The 18900-nt window shown below is 59.5% G+C and carries 19 protein-coding genes; 3 read left to right on the forward strand and 16 right to left on the reverse strand.

What is annotated here, in order from left to right:
• The first annotated feature begins 150 nt into the window (after nt 1–150).
• The gene (gene recR / locus WG29040_RS07310; protein ID WP_003447185.1) at nt 151–753 is read left to right on the forward strand and encodes a recombination mediator RecR; all 603 of its coding nucleotides are present in this window, start codon (nt 151–153) and stop codon (nt 751–753) included.
• A 33-nt stretch (nt 754–786) separates the two neighbouring features.
• Here the strand turns inward: recR and WG29040_RS07315 are convergent, their stop codons facing one another.
• Together WG29040_RS07315 and fnr are read right to left on the reverse strand one after the other, a co-directional pair.
• Nucleotides 787–1332: an adenine phosphoribosyltransferase gene (locus WG29040_RS07315; RefSeq protein ID WP_010656163.1), complete on the reverse strand. Its 546-nt coding sequence runs from the start codon at nt 1330–1332 to the stop codon at nt 787–789.
• 55 nt (nt 1333–1387) lie between these two features.
• Nucleotides 1388–2122: a fumarate/nitrate reduction transcriptional regulator Fnr gene (fnr, locus tag WG29040_RS07320; RefSeq protein WP_003447190.1), complete on the reverse strand. Its 735-nt coding sequence runs from the start codon at nt 2120–2122 to the stop codon at nt 1388–1390.
• A 313-nt stretch (nt 2123–2435) separates the two neighbouring features.
• Here fnr and WG29040_RS07325 point away from each other — a divergent pair, with 313 nt between their 5' ends.
• Entirely contained in the window at nt 2436–2750 is a 315-nt protein-coding gene (locus WG29040_RS07325; RefSeq protein WP_372238781.1) for a hypothetical protein, read from the forward strand.
• A gap of 29 nt (nt 2751–2779) precedes the next feature.
• Here WG29040_RS07325 and hemN read toward each other — a convergent pair whose 3' ends face one another.
• The 14 genes from hemN to ccoN (WG29040_RS07395) form a co-directional block, all read right to left on the reverse strand.
• The gene (hemN, locus tag WG29040_RS07330) at nt 2780–4162 is read right to left on the reverse strand and encodes an oxygen-independent coproporphyrinogen III oxidase (RefSeq protein WP_127195926.1); all 1383 of its coding nucleotides are present in this window, start codon (nt 4160–4162) and stop codon (nt 2780–2782) included.
• Nucleotides 4163–5472: 1310 nt separating this feature from the next.
• Entirely contained in the window at nt 5473–6156 is a 684-nt protein-coding gene (locus WG29040_RS07335; protein WP_003447197.1) for a sulfite exporter TauE/SafE family protein, read from the reverse strand.
• On the reverse strand, nt 6149–6379 hold the full coding sequence (gene ccoS / locus WG29040_RS07340; RefSeq protein WP_003447199.1) for a cbb3-type cytochrome oxidase assembly protein CcoS: 231 nt from the start codon (nt 6377–6379) through the stop codon (nt 6149–6151). Before ccoS ends, WG29040_RS07335 begins: the two co-directional genes overlap by 8 nt.
• A 20-nt stretch (nt 6380–6399) precedes the next feature.
• Nucleotides 6400–8850 carry a heavy metal translocating P-type ATPase gene (locus WG29040_RS07345; RefSeq protein ID WP_127195927.1) on the reverse strand — a complete coding sequence of 817 codons (2451 nt, stop codon included), beginning with the start codon at nt 8848–8850 and terminating at the stop codon, nt 6400–6402.
• 92 nt (nt 8851–8942) lie between these two features.
• Complete coding sequence (locus WG29040_RS07350) at nt 8943–9485, reverse strand: FixH family protein (RefSeq protein WP_003447203.1); 543 nt, start codon at nt 9483–9485, stop codon at nt 8943–8945.
• A 16-nt stretch (nt 9486–9501) separates the two neighbouring features.
• Nucleotides 9502–10917, reverse strand: a complete 1416-nt coding sequence (gene ccoG, locus WG29040_RS07355; protein ID WP_127195928.1) for a cytochrome c oxidase accessory protein CcoG — start codon at nt 10915–10917, stop codon at nt 9502–9504.
• 316 nt (nt 10918–11233) lie between these two features.
• Nucleotides 11234–12211, reverse strand: coding sequence for a cytochrome-c oxidase, cbb3-type subunit III (ccoP, locus tag WG29040_RS07360; protein WP_003447207.1), 978 nt, complete (start codon nt 12209–12211; stop codon nt 11234–11236).
• Nucleotides 12208–12399 (reverse strand): CcoQ/FixQ family Cbb3-type cytochrome c oxidase assembly chaperone, encoded by a 192-nt coding sequence (locus WG29040_RS07365; RefSeq protein WP_003447209.1) that lies wholly within the window; start codon nt 12397–12399, stop codon nt 12208–12210. The genes ccoP (WG29040_RS07360) and WG29040_RS07365 overlap by 4 nt, the downstream gene beginning before the upstream one ends.
• Nucleotides 12400–12404: 5 nt before the next feature.
• Nucleotides 12405–13013: a cytochrome-c oxidase, cbb3-type subunit II gene (gene ccoO / locus WG29040_RS07370; protein ID WP_003447211.1), complete on the reverse strand. Its 609-nt coding sequence runs from the start codon at nt 13011–13013 to the stop codon at nt 12405–12407.
• The gene (gene ccoN, locus WG29040_RS07375) at nt 13013–14455 is read right to left on the reverse strand and encodes a cytochrome-c oxidase, cbb3-type subunit I (protein WP_003447214.1); all 1443 of its coding nucleotides are present in this window, start codon (nt 14453–14455) and stop codon (nt 13013–13015) included. The genes ccoO (WG29040_RS07370) and ccoN (WG29040_RS07375) overlap by 1 nt, the downstream gene beginning before the upstream one ends.
• Nucleotides 14456–14935: 480 nt before the next feature.
• Nucleotides 14936–15874: a cytochrome-c oxidase, cbb3-type subunit III gene (ccoP, locus tag WG29040_RS07380; protein ID WP_003447216.1), complete on the reverse strand. Its 939-nt coding sequence runs from the start codon at nt 15872–15874 to the stop codon at nt 14936–14938.
• Nucleotides 15871–16062, reverse strand: a complete 192-nt coding sequence (locus WG29040_RS07385; RefSeq protein WP_003447218.1) for a cbb3-type cytochrome c oxidase subunit 3 — start codon at nt 16060–16062, stop codon at nt 15871–15873. Before WG29040_RS07385 ends, ccoP (WG29040_RS07380) begins: the two co-directional genes overlap by 4 nt.
• A gap of 12 nt (nt 16063–16074) precedes the next feature.
• Nucleotides 16075–16683: a cytochrome-c oxidase, cbb3-type subunit II gene (ccoO, locus tag WG29040_RS07390; protein ID WP_003447220.1), complete on the reverse strand. Its 609-nt coding sequence runs from the start codon at nt 16681–16683 to the stop codon at nt 16075–16077.
• A 10-nt stretch (nt 16684–16693) separates the two neighbouring features.
• Complete coding sequence (ccoN, locus tag WG29040_RS07395) at nt 16694–18118, reverse strand: cytochrome-c oxidase, cbb3-type subunit I (RefSeq protein ID WP_003447222.1); 1425 nt, start codon at nt 18116–18118, stop codon at nt 16694–16696.
• A gap of 73 nt (nt 18119–18191) precedes the next feature.
• Here ccoN (WG29040_RS07395) and WG29040_RS07400 point away from each other — a divergent pair, with 73 nt between their 5' ends.
• The gene (locus WG29040_RS07400) at nt 18192–18896 is read left to right on the forward strand and encodes an alpha/beta family hydrolase (RefSeq protein ID WP_127195929.1); all 705 of its coding nucleotides are present in this window, start codon (nt 18192–18194) and stop codon (nt 18894–18896) included.
• Nucleotides 18897–18900 lie beyond the last annotated feature (4 nt).

Genomic DNA, 18900 nt, shown 5'->3' on the forward strand with positions numbered 1-18900 from the left:
AAAATGCCAGGCCCCGGGCCTGGCATTTTTTTGCCTGGCTGTTTTTGATTAATGGTGCAGGCTGCCCGGGTGCACGGGATTGCTGGCATTTGACGCTGGCCCGGACCGCGGGTATAAACCGCCTCTCGTTGTTTTGTCGGACCTTTCCCTATGAGCTTTAGTCCCCTGATTCGCCAACTGATCGATGCCTTGCGCACCTTGCCGGGCGTAGGTCAAAAGACTGCACAGCGCATGGCTCTGCAATTGCTTGAGCGTGATCGCAGCGGTGGTTCGCGTCTGGCGCTGGCCTTGAGTCAGGCTATGGAGGGCGTGGGTCATTGCCGTCTGTGCCGGACCCTGACCGAGGATGACTTGTGTCCGCAGTGCGCCGATGTGCGCCGAGACGACACCCTGCTGTGTGTGGTTGAGGGGCCGATGGATGTCTATGCCGTCGAACAGACCGGCTATCGCGGTCGTTACTTTGTGCTCAAAGGGCATTTGTCGCCGCTGGACGGCCTGGGGCCGGAGGCGATAGGTATCCCGCAACTGATGACGCGCATCGCGGAACAGGGCACCTTCACCGAGGTGATCCTCGCCACCAACCCGACGGTCGAAGGCGAGGCTACTGCACATTACATAGCGCAATTGCTCGGCAACAAAGGCCTTATTGCTTCGCGCATCGCCCACGGTGTACCGCTGGGTGGGGAGCTGGAACTGGTTGACGGCGGAACCCTGGCCCACTCGTTCTCCGGGCGCAGACCGATCGTTCTGTAAGCATCAGCTTGCCGGCGAGCAGGCGACACGGCCTTACTCTGTCAGGGAAAATTCAGTCAGGCAAAAGGTCGGGACGCCCATTTCCTGCAGGCGTTTCGACCCGCCCAGTTGCGGCAGATCAATAATCGCAGCGGCTTCAAACACCTGTGCCCCCATGCGCCGCACCAGATTGGCAGCGGCAATCAGGGTCCCGCCCGTAGCGATCAGGTCATCGACGATCAACAGCGAGTCGCCTTCGCACAGGCTGTCGGCGTGAACCTCGAGAAACGCTTCGCCATATTCGGTCTGATAGCCTTCGGCTAAAACGTCAGCGGGCAATTTGCCCTGCTTGCGAAACAGGATCAGCGGCTTGTTGAGTTGATGCGCCAGTACCGAGCCAATCAAAAAGCCGCGGGCATCCATGGCGCCGATGTGGCTGAAATCAGCCTCGACGTAGCGTTCGATAAAGGTATCGGCAATCACGCGCATGGCGCGGGGGGATTGATACAGCGGCGTGATATCGCGAAAAATCACCCCTGCTTTGGGGAAGTCAATTACTGGGCGAATCAAGGATTTTAGGCAAAAGTCGTCGCGGATCATATCGGGCTGTCCTGGCGTGCGTTAGCTCGCCAGTATAGCCCGATGAATGACGGATTCAGACTTCCAGCGAGCCACCGGCCAGGGCGCACAGCTTGATGGGGTCAAGAATGTGAACTTCCTTGCCATCAGCGGTGATCAGCTGGTTTTCTTGCAGGCGGGTAAATACCCGGGAAACCGTTTCAACTGCCAGGCCCAGGTAATTGCCGATTTCATTGCGCGACATGCTCAGACGGAACTGGTTGGCCGAAAAGCCACGGGCGCGGAAACGGGCAGACAGGTTGACCAGAAAGGTCGCGATACGTTCGTCAGCGGTCTTTTTCGACAGCAGCAACATCATCTGCTGATCGTCACGAATTTCCCGGCTCATGATGCGCATCAGCTGGCGACGCAGTTGCGGCAGCTGTACCGAAAGCTCGTCCAGACGCTCGAAGGGAATTTCGCAAACCGGCGTGGTTTCCAGTGCCTGGGCAGATACCGGATAGGATTCGGTGTCCATGCCTGACAAACCGACCAGCTCGCTGGGCAAATGGAAACCGGTGAGTTGCTCTTCGCCGCTGTCACTCAAGCTGAATGTCTTGAGGGCGCCGGAGCGTACTGCGTAGACCGAGACGAACGGGTCGCCCTGACGAAACAGAAATTCGCCTTTTTTCAATGGGCGGCCGCGTTTGACGATTTCCTCTAACGCATCCATGTCTTCCAGGTTTAACGAAAGTGGTAAACATAAAGGCGCGAGACTGCAATCCTTGCAGTGAGCCTGGCTATGAGCGCGCACTTTTACTGGCTCGGACATTTCTTAAATCCTTATAGGAAAACACACATAAGATGCAAGGTTACCCCAGGGAGGGGGCTGAGGCCAGTGCGCCAATTCAGTGCACTTCACTCAAGTAACCTGCCGCCGTGCCGATAGCCCGGTAACGGCTTAAGCACAGGGAGCAGGTCAGATGTCATCGATGGGTGGAGTTGGCCTTAGTCAGAGTGGCATGTTGACCATAAACACGCCTGCGATAAACAGACAGAATGTCGCAGTGGCCGACGAGGACACGGGCCTTGGCCAGGCGGCAGCTCCCGCTGAGGGCGTCAAAGTGGTGATTTCAGGTGCGGCCATGAAGTTGGCAAAAGCGCAGAAAGATCAGAACGACGACATTGAAGGCAGCGGCTTGCCGGATCAGGTTCAGAAAATTCTGAAGATGATTCGCGAGATCAAGAAGCAGATAGCTGAAAAGCAGGCTCAACTGCAGCAAGTCATGGCCAACAGCAATTTGAATCCTGAGCAGGCCAGGGCTCAGGCCGCCGGCTTGCAGGCGGCAATTGCCGGTTTGAGTGCTGCGTTGCTCAATGCCAATGCCAGCCTGGTCAAAGCCATGAAAGACTTGAGCGGTGAGGACGCGCTCAAGGCTTCTTCACTGATGGCCAGCTAGCGGGCGTTATCACCGGTTACGAGCGCTCCCTATATCACCCGGGAAAATCGCTGCCGACTGGCCTGTTCCAGGTAGCCATCAAACACCATGCACACCGAGCGCACCAACAGCCGCCCGGCGGGCAGTACGGTCAATTGCTCATGGTCCAGGGTGATCAGGCCATCGGCGGCCATTCTCTGCAGGGCAGGCCACTGCTGGGCAAAGTAGCCTCGAAAATCAATATTGAATACTTGCTCTATGTGGGCGAACGGCAAGTTCAAATTGCAGATGATTTGTTGAATCACCTCGCGCCGGATCCGGTCATCCTGATTGCACAGCAGGCCACGGGCAGTGGCGAGCTGGCCGCTGGCCAGGGTGCGCTGATACTGGGTGATGTCGCTGTCATTCTGGCAGTACAGCTCGCCGATCTGACTGATGGCTGATACGCCGAGGCCGATCAGGTCGCAATGACCGTGGGTGGTGTAACCCTGGAAGTTGCGTTGCAGGGTGGCTTCTTCCTGGGCGATGGCCAGTTCGTCGTCCGGCAGGGCGAAGTGATCCATGCCGATATAGCGATACCCGGCAGCTGTCAGCTGGGCGATGGTGCGCTCAAGCATTTCCAGTTTGGCGGCAGGCGAGGGCAGCTCGCTGGTATTGATCCGCCGTTGCGGCATGAAGCGCTCTGGCAAGTGCGCGTAATTGAACACCGACAAACGATCCGGCTGCAGGCTGATCACTTCGTTGATGGTTTGTGCGAAGGCTTCGGGGGTTTGCTTGGGCAGGCCGTAGATCAGGTCGATATTGATCGAGCGAAACTGCAGGGTGCGCGCAGCATCGATCACGGCACGGGTTTCTTCCAGGCTTTGCAGGCGATTGACCGCTCGCTGTACCTGGGGGTCGAGATCTTGCAGGCCAATGCTGACGCGATTGAACCCCAGCTCACGCAGCAGGCCCATGGTCGACCAGTCGGCTTCCCGGGGGTCGATTTCGATGCCGTAATCGCCGGAGTCGTCGTCCAGCAAGGTGAAGTTTTCGCGCAGGCTGGCCATCAATTGGCGCAATTCGGCGTGGCTGAGAAAGGTCGGCGTTCCTCCGCCAAAGTGCAGTTGCTCGACGGTTTGTCTGGGGTCGAGGTGGCAGGCGACCTGGCGGATTTCCTGCTCCAGTCGCTGCAAATAAGGCTGCGCCCGGCCACGGTCTTTAGTGATCACTTTATTGCAGGCGCAGTAGTAGCAAATATTGGCGCAGAACGGCACGTGTACATACAGCGACAACGGCCGCGACGCCTTGCGGCTTTCGCGCAGGGCGTGCAGCAGATCGAAAGTACTGACCTGATCAGTGAACTGCATGGCTGTCGGATATGAGGTATAGCGCGGGCCGGCCAGGTCATAGCGGCGAATCAAATCTGAGTCCCAACGAATGGCGTCGAGCATGCGGGCATTCCCCTGGGATGGTTGGCAATGCGCTGGAGTCTAGGGGCTCGGGATTTGGATGGCCTTGATTTGTATCAATGGCGGCGTGTACTGCATCGCCGGCAAGCCAGCTCCCACAGTGCGTTCCTTGGGGTTGCAAAGCTGCTGTGGGAGGTCAGGTCATCCAGCTCCCACAGAGTGTCCTTGGGGGTTGCACAGCTATTGTGGGAGCCAGCTTGCTGGCGATGGTGTCGGTGAGGTCATGCAGTTGGGCTGCGTTGCCTGCATCGCTGGCAAGCCAGCTCCCACAGTGTGTTCCTTGAGGTTGCACAGCTGCTGGGGGAGGTGAGGTCATCCAGCTCCCACAGAGTGTCTTTAGGGGTTGCACAGCTATTGTGGGAGCCAGCTTGCTGGCGATGGTATCGGTGAGGTCAAGCAGTTGGGCTGCGTTGCCTGTATCGCTGGCAAGCCAGCTCCCACAGTGTGTTCCTTGGGGTTGCACAGCTGCTGTGGGAGGTCAGGTCATCCAGCACCCACAGAGTATCCTTGGGGGTTGCACAGCTATTGTGGGAGCCAGCTTGCTGGCGATGGTATCGGTGAGGTCATGCAGTTGGGCTGCGTTGCCTGCATCGCTGGCAAGCCAGCTCCCACAGTGTGTTCCTTGGGGTTGCACAGCTGCTGTGGGAGGTCAGGTCATCCAGCACCCACAGAGTGTCCTTGGGGGTTGCACAGCTATTGTGGGAGCCAGCTTGCTGGCGATGGTATCGGTGAGGTCATCCAGTTGAACTGGGTTGCCTGTATCGCTGGCAAGCCAGCTCCCACAGAGTGTCTCTTGGGGTTGCGCAGTTGCTGTGGGAGATCAGGTCATCCAGCTCCCACAGAGTGTCCTTGGGGGTTGCACAGCTATTGTGGGAGCCAGCTTGCTGGCGATGGTATCGGTGAGGTCATCCAGTTGAACTGGGTTGCCTGTATCGCTGGCAAGCCAGCTCCCACAGTGCGTTCCTTGGGGTTGCACAGCTGCTGTGGGAGGTCAGGTCATCCAGCACCCACAGAGTGTCCTTAGGGGTTGCACAGCTATTGTGGGAGCCAGCTTGCTGGCGATGGTATCGGTGAGGTCATGCAGTTGGGCTGCGTTGCCTGCATCGCTGGCAAGCCAGCTCCCACAGTGTGTTCCTTGGGGTTGCACAATCAGGTCATCCAGCACCCACAGAGTGTCCTGGGGGGTTGCACAGCTATTGTGGGAGCCAGCTTGCTGGCGATGGTATCGGTGAGGTAATGCAGTTGGGCTGCGTTGCCTGTATCGCCGGCAAGCGCCCGCACAAGTGACTGGGCTAGTGCCCCATCAACCAGTGCTGATGGGGGCCGGGCAGGGTCCAGATGCCGAACAGGATCACCAGCAAGCCCCCGGCCATGCGTACGCTGCGCTTGCGCAGCAGTGCCGTGACACGCTCGGCAGCCAGGCCGGTCGCCAGCAGCACGGGCCAGGTACCAAGCCCGAATGCCAGCATCAGCAGTGCACTGTCGATCGCGCTGCCCTGGCTGGCCGACCAGATCAGCGTGCTGTAGACCAGGCCACATGGCAGCCAGCCCCACAGCGCGCCCAGCAGCAATGCCCGGGGCAGGCTCGATACGGGCAGCAAGCGGTTGGCAACGGGCTGGATATGCCGCCACAGGCCGCGTCCCAGGCTTTCGATGCGGGTCAGGCCGCTCCACCAGCCGGCCAGGTACAAGCCCATGCAGATCAGCAGCAACCCGGCGAGGATGCGCATGTACATCGCCGCCGGACTGTTGGCCACCGCCCATCCGGCGAGCCCCAGCAGCAAACCTGCGGCGGCGTAACTGAGGATCCGCCCCAGGTTATAGGCCAGTAGCAGCCTGAAGCGGCGGCTGCGTTGCTCTTTGGGGATGGCCAGGGTCAATGCCCCCATCAGACCGCCGCACATGCCCAGGCAATGGCCGCCCCCGAGCAGGCCCAGAATCACGGCCGAAACCAGTAGTGGCGCCAGCTCAAACATGGGGTGGGGCCTTGCTGTCGGTGTCCTGCTCCGACTCCGGGTGATGCAGCCTGGCTTCTTCGACGGCCGCTGTATGTTTCGGGTCCTGGTCGTCAAACAGGATGCTGTGGGCCGGGCTGTCGAGGTCATCGTACTGGCCGCTGTCCACTGCCCAGAAGAAGATGTAGATGGCGATTGCGACAATCAGCAAGGCTGCGGGAATCATGATGTAAAGCGCTGGCATAAATACTCCAGGCGACCGGTTCAGATCGGCAGCGGACGGGGTTGTGACGCAGGCCGGGCATGGGCCTGTCGGGGCATGCGGGTCAGGCGCAAGGCATTCAGTACCACGGTCAACGAGCTGATCGACATGCCGATGGCAGCCCAGATCGGCGTGATCCAGCCCAGTGCCGCAAAAGGCAGCATAAGGCCATTGTACAGGCCGGCCCAGAGCAGGTTTTCGATGATTACCCGCCGTGTGCGGCGGGCCAGGCTGAAGGCTTGCACCAGGGCATCCAGGCGATTGGAGAGCAATACCGCATCGGCACTGGTTTTGGCCAGGTCAGTGGCCGAGCCCATGGCCACGCTGATATCGGCAGCGGCCAGCACCGGCACATCGTTGACCCCGTCACCGAGCATCAACACCTTGCGGCCCTGGGCGTGCAGTTGCTGCAAGACCTGCAGTTTGTCATCCGGGCGCAAGCCGCCCCGGGCCTCATCGATACCCAGCTCGGCGGCCACACTGGCCACCATCGGCGAGCTGTCCCCCGAGAGCAGCAGCGTGCGCCAGCCCCGCGCCTTGCAGGCCGCCAGTAGCGCGGGAGCGTCGTCGCGCAGATGGTCGTCGAGCACCAGCCAGGCCAGCGCGCCGGCGGTATCACCCAGCAACAGCCATTGCCCGGGCTCATCCGGCATCGGCGGCACCGGGCAGAGGCTCAGTTCACAGACAAAGTCCGGCTGGCCGATGCGTAACTGGCGGTCACCCACCAGGCCTTCAAGGCCCCGGCCTGGTGTGCTGTGTACCTGTTCGGCGGCTTGTGCCGCGCGGCCGAACGCGCGGGCGATCGGGTGTTCCGAGCGGTTCTCGAGGGCCGCCGCCAGGGCCAGACACTGATCGCTGTCCAGTTCGCCCAGGGGGCGAATCGCGCGCAAGGTCAGCCGGCCTTCGGTCAGGGTCCCGGTCTTGTCGAAGATCACCGTGTCGATCTGGTTCAGCCCTTCGAGCACATGGCCGCGGGTCAGTAATAGGCCCAGCTTGTGCAGAGTGCCGGTGGCCGCGGTGAGCGCGGTGGGGGTCGCCAGTGACAGGGCGCAAGGGCAGGTGGCTACCAGCATCGCCAGGACGATCCAGAACGCCCGTGACGGATCGAGTTGCCACCACAGCAGACCAATTGCCACGGCAGCGAGCAACGAAAACAGCAGGAACCACTGCGCCGCTTTGTCAGCGATCTCGGCCAGGCGCGGTTTTTCGCTCTGGGCCCGGTCCAGTAGACGCACGATGGCGGACAGGCGCGTGTCCTGGCCCAGGGCCAGAACCTCGACGGTCAGCGCGCCTTCGACATTCAGGGTGCCGGCGGTGACCGCATCACCAGCCCGGCGTGCCTGTGGCAGGTATTCGCCGGTCAGCAGAGACTCGTCGATGCTGGACTGGCCTTGCAGGATCTTGCCGTCGGCCGGAAGAATCGCGCCGGGGTGTACCAGCACCTTGTCACCGACTTTGAGTTCGCTCAGCAGAATGCGCTCGCTCTGGCCGTCATCACTCAATCGCAAGCAGGACGCCGGCAGCAGGTTGACCAGTTGTGCGGTGGCGGCGGCAGTGCGTTCCCGGGCGCGGCGTTCCAGGTAGCGCCCGGCCAGCAAAAACAGGGCGAACATGCCGACCGCATCGAAATACAGCTCGCCGACTCCGGTAATGGCAGTCCAGATGCCGGCGATATAGGCGCCGCCGATGGCCAGCGAAACCGACACATCCATGGTCAGATGGCGGGTGCGCAGATCACGCATGGCGCCTTTGAAAAAAGGCGTGCAGCTGTAAAACACGATGGGTGTTGTCAGAAACAGTGCAACCCAGCGCAGGATGGTGTGCATCTCGGGGCTGAGATCAATGTTGAATTCCGGCCAGGTGGCCATGGTCGCCATCATCGCCTGGAACCACAGCAGTCCGGCGACACCCAGCTGGCGCAAAGCCAGGCGATTTTCACTGGCCAGTTGTTCCGTTGCCCTGTCTGCCTGATACGGGTGCGCGGCATAACCGATGTGCCGCAGTTCGCTGAGGATTTCACTCAGCGGCAACTGGCTGTCAGCCCAGCGCACATGCAAACGGTGGTTGGACAGATTGAGGCGGGCTTCGCTCACGGCAGGCAGGCGCCGCAGATGTTTTTCAATCAGCCAGCCACAGGCGGCGCAACTGATGCCTTCGATCAGCAGGGTGGTTTCGGCCTGTTCGCCTTCATGCCGGACAAAGGGTTTTTGCACATCGGCGCGGTCATACAGAGCCAGCTCTTCCACCAGTTGCACGGGTAATGCCTGGGGGTTGGCAGAGGCTTCGCTGCGATGCTGGTAATAGCTTTCCAGGCCGCCGGCCACGATCGCCTCGGCCACCGCCTGGCAACCAGGGCAGCAGAACTCGCGGGTCTGGCCCAGAACAACGGCAGTAAAGCGGCTGCCGGGCGGGACGGGCAGGGCACAGTGATAGCAGGGAACGGGAGAGGTCATGGCGGTCTTTCGCGAGAGGGTGTCGCCGGAACTGCGACATTGCGCTCCGGCCCGCTCCTGCAGGTGCGGGAACGGGCTGGCGCGCAATGGGGTTAATTGGTCTTGTGCACTTCAGCGCCCTGAAGCGGCTCGTCGCCCAGCAGCAGGTCTTTGTCATGGCCCACCAGCTCTTCTTCAAACAGGCGCCAGGTTTTGCCGTCTTCAACGCCCAGCAGCTCAACAAAGCGCCGGCCTTCGATTTTGTCATCCAGCTGGCCGATGTAACGGCCCGGCTCTGATTCGCTCTGGCTGAGGCTGATCTTGCGATCTTTCTCGGGTTGGGTCGGCGAGATCAGATTCAGTTCCAGTACCTTCGGCTTGCTGTTGCCATCAAGCAGCAGCACCACTTCGCCGGTCATTTCGTCCAGCCGCAGCTTGGCCTTGAGCTGCAGGGTCTGGCCCAGCAGTTCGCGGTCAAGTGCGCGGTTAATGCCTTTGCCGGCCTCGTAGTAGTTGTCGTTGACCAGGTTGTCCGGGTTGTTCACGGCAATGGTCACCATGGACAGGGTCAACGTCACCGAGCAGGCGAGAATGGCAATGATGATCCACGGCCAAAGATGCTTGTACCAAGGGCTGGAGGCGTTTGCTGCGGGCATGGCAGGTTCTCTTCTCTTATCTGATTTGTGGGCCGATGAAGCGGCTCTTGGCTTTGACGCTGATGTCGTTGTGATCGGCATCCTTGAGGATGAAGAACACTTCGTTGGTGCTGGACGGCAGCTGCTCCGGGGCAATCGAGAGCTCGACCGGCAGGCTGACGATATCGCCCGCGGCGACCCTGATTTCGCGTTTGCCTTGCAGCTTCAGGTCCGGCAGGCCTGTGGCCTCCAGCACATAGGTGTGGTCTTGCTGATCCTTGTTCATGATCTTCAGGCTGTAGACGTTTTCGATCCGTCCTTCAGCGTTTTCGCGGTAGAGCACGCGGTCTTTGCTGACGTCGAACCCCACCAGGGTACGGGTATAGAACGCAGCTGCCAGCAGACCCATCATGGTCAGCAACACCAGTGCATAGCCAAGCAGGCGCGGACGCAACTTGTGGGTTTTCTGGCCCGACAGGTTGTGCTCGGTGGTGTAGCTGATCAGGCCGCGAGGATAGTTCATTTTGTCCATGATGCTGTCGCAGGCATCGATACAGGCGGCGCAGCCGATGCATTCAATCTGCAGGCCGTCACGAATGTCGATCCCGGTCGGGCACACCTGCACGCACATGGTGCAATCGATGCAGTCACCCAGGCCTTGGGCCTTGTAATCAGTGTCTTTTTTGCGCGGGCCGCGGACTTCGCCGCGCCGCGGGTCGTACGAAACGATCAGCGTGTCCTTGTCGAACATCACGCTCTGGAAGCGGGCATACGGGCACATGTAAATGCACACCTGCTCGCGCAGCCAGCCGGCGTTGCCGTAGGTGGCGAGGGTGAAAAAGCCGACCCAGAAGTACGCCCAGCCATCAGCCTGGCCGGTAAAGAAATCGAATACCAGTTCGCGTATCGGCGAGAAGTAACCGACAAAGGTCATGCCGGTGACAAAACCGATCAGCAGCCACAGGTTGTGCTTGCTGAATTTGCGCAGGAACTTGTTGGCGCTCATTGGCGCCTTGTCGAGCTTGATGCGCTGGTTGCGGTCACCTTCAGTGACCTTCTCGCACCACATGAAAACCCAGGTCCAGACGCTTTGCGGGCAGGTGTAACCACACCACACGCGACCTGCATACACGGTAATAAAGAACAGGCCAAAGGCCGCGACGATCAGCAGCCCGGAGAGCAGGATGAAATCCTGTGGCCAGAAGGTGGCGCCAAAAATAAAGAATTTACGCTCGGGAAGGTTCCACCAGACGGCCTGGTGCCCACCCCAGTTGAGCCATACCGTACCGAAATACAGCAGGAACAGCACGGCGCCACCGGCGATGCGCAGGTTGCGGAAAATACCGGTAAAGGCCCGGGTGTAGATCTTTTCCCGGGAGGCATACAAATCGACGCTGTCGCCAGGTTTTTTGGCAGGCGGCGTGACGTTGTGTACAGGAATCTGATTGCTCATTAGTGCGTCCCACGGCAGTGGAAAATGCCTCGGTCAGTACATGCCGACCGCGGTCAGAAGGTGTTGCAGTGGCGTAATGATACGCCTGTGACTCTAGCTCAAGGGTGCGACCTTTGGTCGCGTTCCGGAAAGCACCAACTTGGTATAGGAGATGTAACAAGTCGTGACATGGATCAATTGACTTGGGGTCGCGGTTCAAGTGCAGGGCAATTGCGCACCGGGCAATGGTGGCGTCCAGCGAAAGCACGGCGGTAATAAAACGGCCCCGCCAACGTGGGTTGGCGGGGCCGTTTTCTGCAGCAGTTACAACCCTGGTTTACTCGGCTGCCTTGGCGTCATCGCCATGGGACAGACTGTAAACGTAGGCCGCCAGCAGGTGAACCTTGTCGTTCCCTTGCAGGTCAGCCTGTGCAGGCATCTGGCCCTGACGGCCGTAACGGATGGTCTGTTGCAATTGAGCGAAGCTCGAACCGTAGATGAATGCACCCGGGTGGGTCAGGTTCGGTGCGCCCATCAACGGGTTGCCCTTGCCTTCCGGACCGTGGCAAACCGCACAGTTGGTCGCGAACAGTTCCTTGCCCTTGGCAGGGTCGGCTTTCGCGCCTTCCGGCAGCTTGCGGCCGTCCAGGCCGGTCAGGACATAGGCGGCCACGTCGCTGACGCCTTGCTCGCCGATCACTTCGGACCAGCCCGGCATGATGGCGTGGCGACCGCCCATGATGGTGGCCTTGATGTCTGCCGGTGTACCGCCCCAGCGCCAGTCGGCGTCGGTCAGGTTAGGGAAGCCATAGGCGCCTTTGGCGTCGGAACCGTGGCACACCGAGCAGTTGGAGGCAAACAGGCGGCCACCCATCTTCAGTGCTTGCGGGTCTTTGGCCACTTCCTCAATGGGCATGGCGGCGAATTTGGCGAAGATCGGACCAAACTTGGCGTCCGATTTAGCCATTTCCTTTTCCCACTCGTGAACACCGGTCCAGCCTGTCTGGCCATTGGCAAACGCGGTCTTCTCTTTGGTGTCCAGGTACTCGTAGCCCGGCAGCAGGCCTTTCCAGTTACCCAGGCCCGGGTACAGCACCAGGTAGCCGAGGGCGAAGATGATGGTGCCGATGAACAGCATGAACCACCATTTCGGCATCGGGTTGTCGTACTCTTCAATCCCGTCGTAAGAGTGCCCAACTGTCTCGTCAGTCTGCTCGCTGCGTTGGCCCTTGCGGGTGGCCAGCAACAACCAGGTCAAGGCGAAGATGGTACCCAGACTGAGGACTGTGACGTACAGACTCCAGAACGTAGTCATTCTTTGTTACTCCTAGAAGCTTGCTCTTGCTCTACGTGCTTGATGGCTTCGGGATCATCCTTGAACGGCAATAAGGTTGCGTCATCAAACTCCGACTTGCGTCGCGGACTGAAAACCCACAATGCCAAACCGATAAAAGCCACCATCACGACGACAGTGCCCAGGCCACGAATCATCCCGATATCCATCTAGATCACCGTTTGCTTTTGATGATGGTGCCCAGGCCCTGGAGATAGGCCACCAGCGCGTCCATTTCGGTTTTGCCTTTCACTGCATCCTTGGCCCCGGCGATATCTTCGTCGGTGTAAGGAACGCCGAGCACGCGCAAGACTTCCATTTTTTTCGCCGTGTCCTTGCCGTCCAGCTTGCGTTCTACGAGGAACGGATAGGCAGGCATGATCGACTCGGGGACCACGTTGCGCGGGTTGTACAGGTGCGCACGCTGCCAGTCATCGGAGTAACGACCGCCAACCCGGGCCAGGTCCGGCCCGGTACGCTTGGAGCCCCACAGGAACGGGTGATCCCAGACGCTTTCGCCGGCTACCGAGTAGTGGCCATAACGCTCTGTTTCTGCGCGGAACGGGCGGATCATCTGCGAGTGACATTGCACACAGCCGTTGGCGATGTAGATGTCGCGACCTTCCAGCTCCAGAGCGGTACGCGGCTTCATGCCTTCAACCGGGGTATTGGTCACGTCCTGGAAGAACAGCGGAACGATTTGGGTCAGACCACCGATGCTCACGGCGATGACCATGAAGAAGGCCATCAGGCCAATATTCTTCTCGATTGTTTCGTGCTTCATCAGTGGGCTCCAACTACAGCGATTTTGCTCGCTGCTTCAGCTTCTACCGGGTTCGAGGCGCGTACGGTACGGAACACGTTGTAGGCCATGAACAGCATGCCGCTGGCGAAGATAGCCCCGCCGATGGCGCGAACGATAAAGCCAGGATGGCTGGCTTGCAGTGCTTCCACGAACGAGTAGGTCAGGGTGCCATCGTCGTTGATTGCGCGCCACATCAGGCCCTGGGTGATGCCGTTGACCCACATCGAAGCGATGTAAAGCACGGTACCGATAGTCGCCAGCCAGAAGTGCGTGTTGATCAGGCTGGTGCTGTACATCTGCTTCTGGCCATAGATGCGCGGGATCATGTGGTACATGGCACCGATCGAAATCATAGCTACCCAGCCCAGTGCCCCGGCGTGTACGTGGCCGATGGTCCAGTCGGTGTAGTGCGACAGCGAGTTGACGGTCTTGATTGCCATCATCGGGCCCTCGAAGGTCGACATGCCGTAGAAGGCCAGGGACACCACGAGGAAGCGCAGGATCGGGTCGGTGCGCAATTTATGCCAGGCGCCCGACAGGGTCATCATGCCGTTGATCATGCCGCCCCAGCTTGGAGCCAGCAGGATGATCGACATTGCCATGCCCAGCGACTGGGCCCAGTCCGGCAGAGCGGTGTAGTGCAAGTGGTGCGGGCCGGCCCAGATGTAGAGGGTGATCAGGGCCCAGAAATGCACGATCGACAGACGATACGAGTAGATCGGACGCTCGGCCTGCTTCGGCACGAAGTAGTACATCATGCCCAGGAAGCCGGTAGTCAGGAAGAAACCTACAGCGTTGTGGCCGTACCACCACTGGATCATGGCGTCAGTCGCACCGGCGTAAGCCGAGTAGGACTTGAAGAAGCTCACCGGCAGGGACGCGTGGTTGACGATGTGCAGCATTGCCGTGACGACAATGAATGCACCGTAGAACCAGTTACCTACATAGATGTGCTTGGTTTTGCGTTTGGTAATGGTGCCGAAGAACACAATACCGTAGACCACCCAGACGATGGCCAGCAGGATAGCCAGGGGCCATTCCAGCTCTGCGTATTCCTTGGTTGTGGTGTAGCCCAGCGGCAACGTGATGATCGCGCCGATAATGACCGCCTGCCAGCCCCAGAAGGTGAAGGCAGCCAGGGCGTCGGAGATCAGGCGTGTCTGGCAGGTGCGCTGCACGACGTAGTACGAGGTACCAAACAATGCACAGCCACCGAAGGCAAAAATCACAAGATTGGTATGCAGGGGACGCAGACGGCCAAAGGTTGTCCACTCAAGACCAAGGTTTAATTCAGGCCACACAAGCTGTGACGCGATAAAAACCCCGAGCCCCATGCCAAGGATCCCCCAGACCACCGTCATGATGGCGAACTGGCGGACTACCTTATAGTTATAAGCAGTCGGACTGATTGCTGTGCTCATTCTAAGGTTCCACGGTTTTGGTGTTTTATTAGGAGTAAAAATCGGTCGCAAGTATGTATAAAACGTAGGGGTATTGCAACGCGGCTTGACCTCGGTCAATGCGTTCCAACGCTTATTCTGCGGCCTTTCCATGCGTGCAGTAGGGTCAAGTCGACCGCCAACAAAACACCCCGTGGAAGGCAAAAATGAAAGGGCCGGGCAGGGCAAAACCGGGAGGGGGGCAGTCATGGCAACTTGATGGCGAAGATCGCAATCAACGATAGCCGTTGTAAACCCACCAGTGTGGCCTGTAACTGCACCCTTCAACTTACCGATTAAATTCACTTGACGTGAAACCGGTGACCCCGGGATCAATGAGAATTTGAGCTTAGTCCTGAATGGCGGGAGAGCAACGGCGGACTAAAAAGAGGTGCGACACTTGGTCGCGCTTTTAGGCGGGAACTGCCGCACCAAAATGATGCGGCAGGAAATGTCTGGTAATTATTCGGCTGTTTTTTCCTCTTGATTACCATGGGACAAGCTGAACACATACGCAGCCAGCAATTGCACCTTGTCGTTACCCAGCAACTCGTTCTGCGCCGGCATGTGGCCCTGGCGGCCATGGCGAATGGTTTGCTGCAATTGCGCCAGGCTGGTGCCGTAAATAAAGCCCGCTGGCACCGTCAGATCCGGCGCGCCCATCAGTGGCATGCCTTTGCCGTTGGCACCGTGGCACGCCACGCAGGTGGTTTCGAAGGCTTGCTTGCCAGCCACCAGATCCACGGTCGTGCCCTGGGGCAAAGGCAGGCCGGCCAGATCGTGGCGCACATAGGCGGCAACGTTCTTCACACCCTCGTCACCCAGTACCGGGCCCCAGGCCGGCATTGCAGCGATGCGTCCGCCCATGATCGTGGTTTTAATGGTGTCGGCATCGCCGCCCCAGCGCCAGGTGTTGTCGGCCAGGTTGGGGAAGCCGAAGGCGCCCTTGGCATCAGAGCCGTGGCACACCGAGCAATTGGAGGCAAACAGACGACCGCCCATTTTCAGTGCCTGGGGATCCTGGGCCACTTGCTCAACCGGCATGGCGGCGTATTTGGCGAAAATGGGGCCAAACCTGGCGTCTGCCTTGTCCATCTCCTTTTGCCACTCGTTCACCCCGGTCCAGCCATCCTCGTAACCCGGCAGCAGGCCTTTCCAGTTGCCAAGGCCCGGGTAAAGGATCAAATAGCCCACACCAAACACCAGCGTGCCGACGAACAACATGAACCACCATTGTGGCAGCGGGTTGTCGTACTCCTCGATGCCGTCAAAACTGTGGCCCATGGTCTCGACGGTTTCGCTTTTTCTTTCCCCCTTGCGGGTACTGATCAACAGCCAGGTCAGGCCGATCAGCGTGCCAATGGTCAGCACGCAGATATAAACACTCCAGAAGGTGGTCATTGCTTATTACTCCTAGACGCTTGTTCTTGCTCGACGTGTTTGATCGCCTCTGGATCGTCTTTGAATGGCAGCAGGGTCGCGTCTTCGAACTCCGACTTGCGCCGCGGGCTGAATACCCACAGCGCCAGGCCGATAAACGCCACCGCCACCACCACAGTGCCCAGGCCGCGGATCATTCCACTACTCATGTCAAACATGGCTCACCTCTTGCTCTTGATGGCAGTGCCGAGCACTTGCAGGTAGGCCACCAGCGCGTCCATTTCGGTCTTGCCCTGTACCGACTGTCTGGCATTGGCGATGTCTTCGTCGGTGTAAGGCACGCCCAGGGTGCGCATCACTTCGAGTTTCTTCTGGGTATGGCTGTCATCCACCGGTTCGGAGACCAGCCACGGGTAGGCGGGCATTTTCGACTCGGGTACGACGTTGCGCGGGTTGTACAGATGCGCGCGGTGCCAGTCATCCGAGTAGCGGGCGCCGACCCGCGCCAGATCCGGCCCGGTACGCTTGGAACCCCACAGGAACGGGTGATCCCAGACACTTTCACCGGCGACCGAGTAATGGCCATAGCGCTCGGTCTCGGCCCGGAACGGACGAATCATCTGCGAGTGACATTGCACGCAGCCTTCGCGAATGTAGATGTCACGACCTTCCAGTTGCAGCGCGGTATAAGGCTTCATGCCTTCGACCGGGGTATTGGTGACATCTTCAAAGAACAGCGGGACGATTTGCGTCAGGCCGCCGACACTCACACAGAGAATCATCAGCAACAGCATCAGGCCGATATTTTTTTCAACGATTTCGTGTTTCATGGCGAACTCCTCAGGCCATCTGCGCGGCGGCTACGACTTCAGCGGGCTCGGCGTTACGCACGGTGCGCCAAGTGTTGTATGCCATCAGCAACATGCCGCTGAAGAAAATCGCGCCACCGATCAGGCGCACGACATAGCCCGGATGGCTGGCCACCAGGGTTTCGACGAAGGAGTAGGTCAGCGTGCCGTCTTCGTTGACTGCGCGCCACATCAGGCCCTGGGCGATGCCGTTGACCCACATCGAGGCGATGTAAAGCACTGTGCCGATAGTGGCTAGCCAGAAGTGCGCGTTAATCAGGCCCATGCTGTACATCTGCGGGCGACCGAAAATTTTCGGGATCATGTGATACAGCGCGCCGATGGAAATCATCGCCACCCAGCCCAATGCCCCGGCGTGTACGTGGCCGATGGTCCAGTCGGTGTAGTGGGAGAGGGCGTTGACGGTCTTGATCGCCATCATCGGTCCTTCGAAGGTCGACATGCCGTAGAACGCCAGGGACACCACGAGGAAACGCAGGATCGGGTCGCTGCGCAATTTATGCCAGGCGCCCGACAGGGTCATCATGCCGTTGATCATGCCGCCCCAGCTTGGCGCCAGCAGAATCAGGGACATCACCATGCCCAGTGACTGGGCCCAGTCCGGCAGTGCGGTGTAGTGCAAGTGGTGCGGGCCGGCCCAGATGTAAAGGGTGATCAGGGCCCAGAAGTGCACGATCGACAGGCGATAGGAATAGATGGGACGTTCGGCCTGTTTCGGCACGAAGTAGTACATCATCCCCAAAAAGCCGGCCGTCAGGAAAAAGCCCACAGCGTTATGGCCGTACCACCACTGCACCATGGCGTCAGTCGCACCACCGTACAGCGAGTAGGACTTGGTGAAGCTGACCGGGATTTCCAGGTTGTTGACGATGTGCAAGATGGCCACGGTCACGATAAATGCGCCGAAGAACCAGTTGCCCACGTAAATGTGTTTGGTCTTGCGCTTCATGATCGTGCCGAAGAACACGATGGCATAAGCGACCCAGACGATGGTGATCAGGATATCGATCGGCCACTCAAGCTCGGCGTATTCCTTGGAGCTGGTGTAGCCCAGCGGCAAGCTGATGGCAGCCAGCAAAATCACCAGTTGCCAACCCCAAAAGGTAAACATGGCGATCTTCGGCGCGAACAGTGTTGCCTGGCAGGTACGTTGCACTGCGTAAAAGGACGAGGCAAACAGTGCACAACCGCCGAAGGCGAAGATCACCGCGTTGGTGTGCAATGGGCGCAAGCGCCCGAAACTGGTCCAGGGCAAATTGAAGTTGAGTTCCGGCCAGACCAGCTGCGCGGCGAGAAAAACGCCGAGCCCCATACCGACGATGCCCCAAACCACCGTCATAATGGCAAATTGGCGGACCACCTTGTAGTTGTAGGCAGTACTTGTAGAAGTGTTCATGGTTCCCCATCCACGGTTCAGGCGCATACAAAGGTACGCCTGGAGTTATAGGCAGACTAAAAGCGAGGCAAGCATGGGCGTAGCAGGCAAGGCCGGTATTGACAGGGATCAATGGGCGCAATGCGTGCAGGAGCAGGGCTGGTTATGGAGTCCGGCCACCGGCGAGGTGAAAAACCCGCAACCGCAGACCCTGATCCTGGCCCATGGTGCCGGTGCTCCGATGGACAGTGCCTGGATGACCGGTATGTCTGAACGCCTTGCGGCACGAGGGGTGAACGTATTGCGCTTCGAGTTCCCGTACATGGCGCAACGCCGGCTCGATGGTGGCAAAAGGCCGCCAAACCAACAGGTCAAATTGCTCGAATGCTGGCGCGAGGTGTATGCCGGGGTGCGACAGCATGTCGCCGGGCAAATTGCGATTGGCGGCAAGTCCATGGGCGGGCGCATGGCCAGTCTGGTGGCTGATGAGCTGGGGGTTGCTGCTCTGGTCTGTCTGGGTTACCCGTTTTACGCCTCCGGCAAACCGGAAAAACCCCGGGTGGCGCACTTGGCCGGGCTGCAGACAGCCACCCTGATCGTGCAGGGCGAACGTGATGCCCTGGGCAACCGGCAAGCCGTCGAGGCTTACACCCTGGCGCCGGGCATTGAACTGCACTGGTTAGTGGCGGGGGATCACGACTTGAAGCCGCTCAAGGCATCGGGGTTTAGCCATGAACAGCATCTGGACGCTGCTGCCGACAAAATCGCCCAATGGCTCCAGGCCGGTGATGCCCTGTAGGAGC

Origin of the sequence: Pseudomonas sp. PAMC 29040 (genome assembly GCF_003994535.1) — a bacterium.
Lineage (GTDB): Bacteria > Pseudomonadota > Gammaproteobacteria > Pseudomonadales > Pseudomonadaceae > Aquipseudomonas > Aquipseudomonas paraversuta.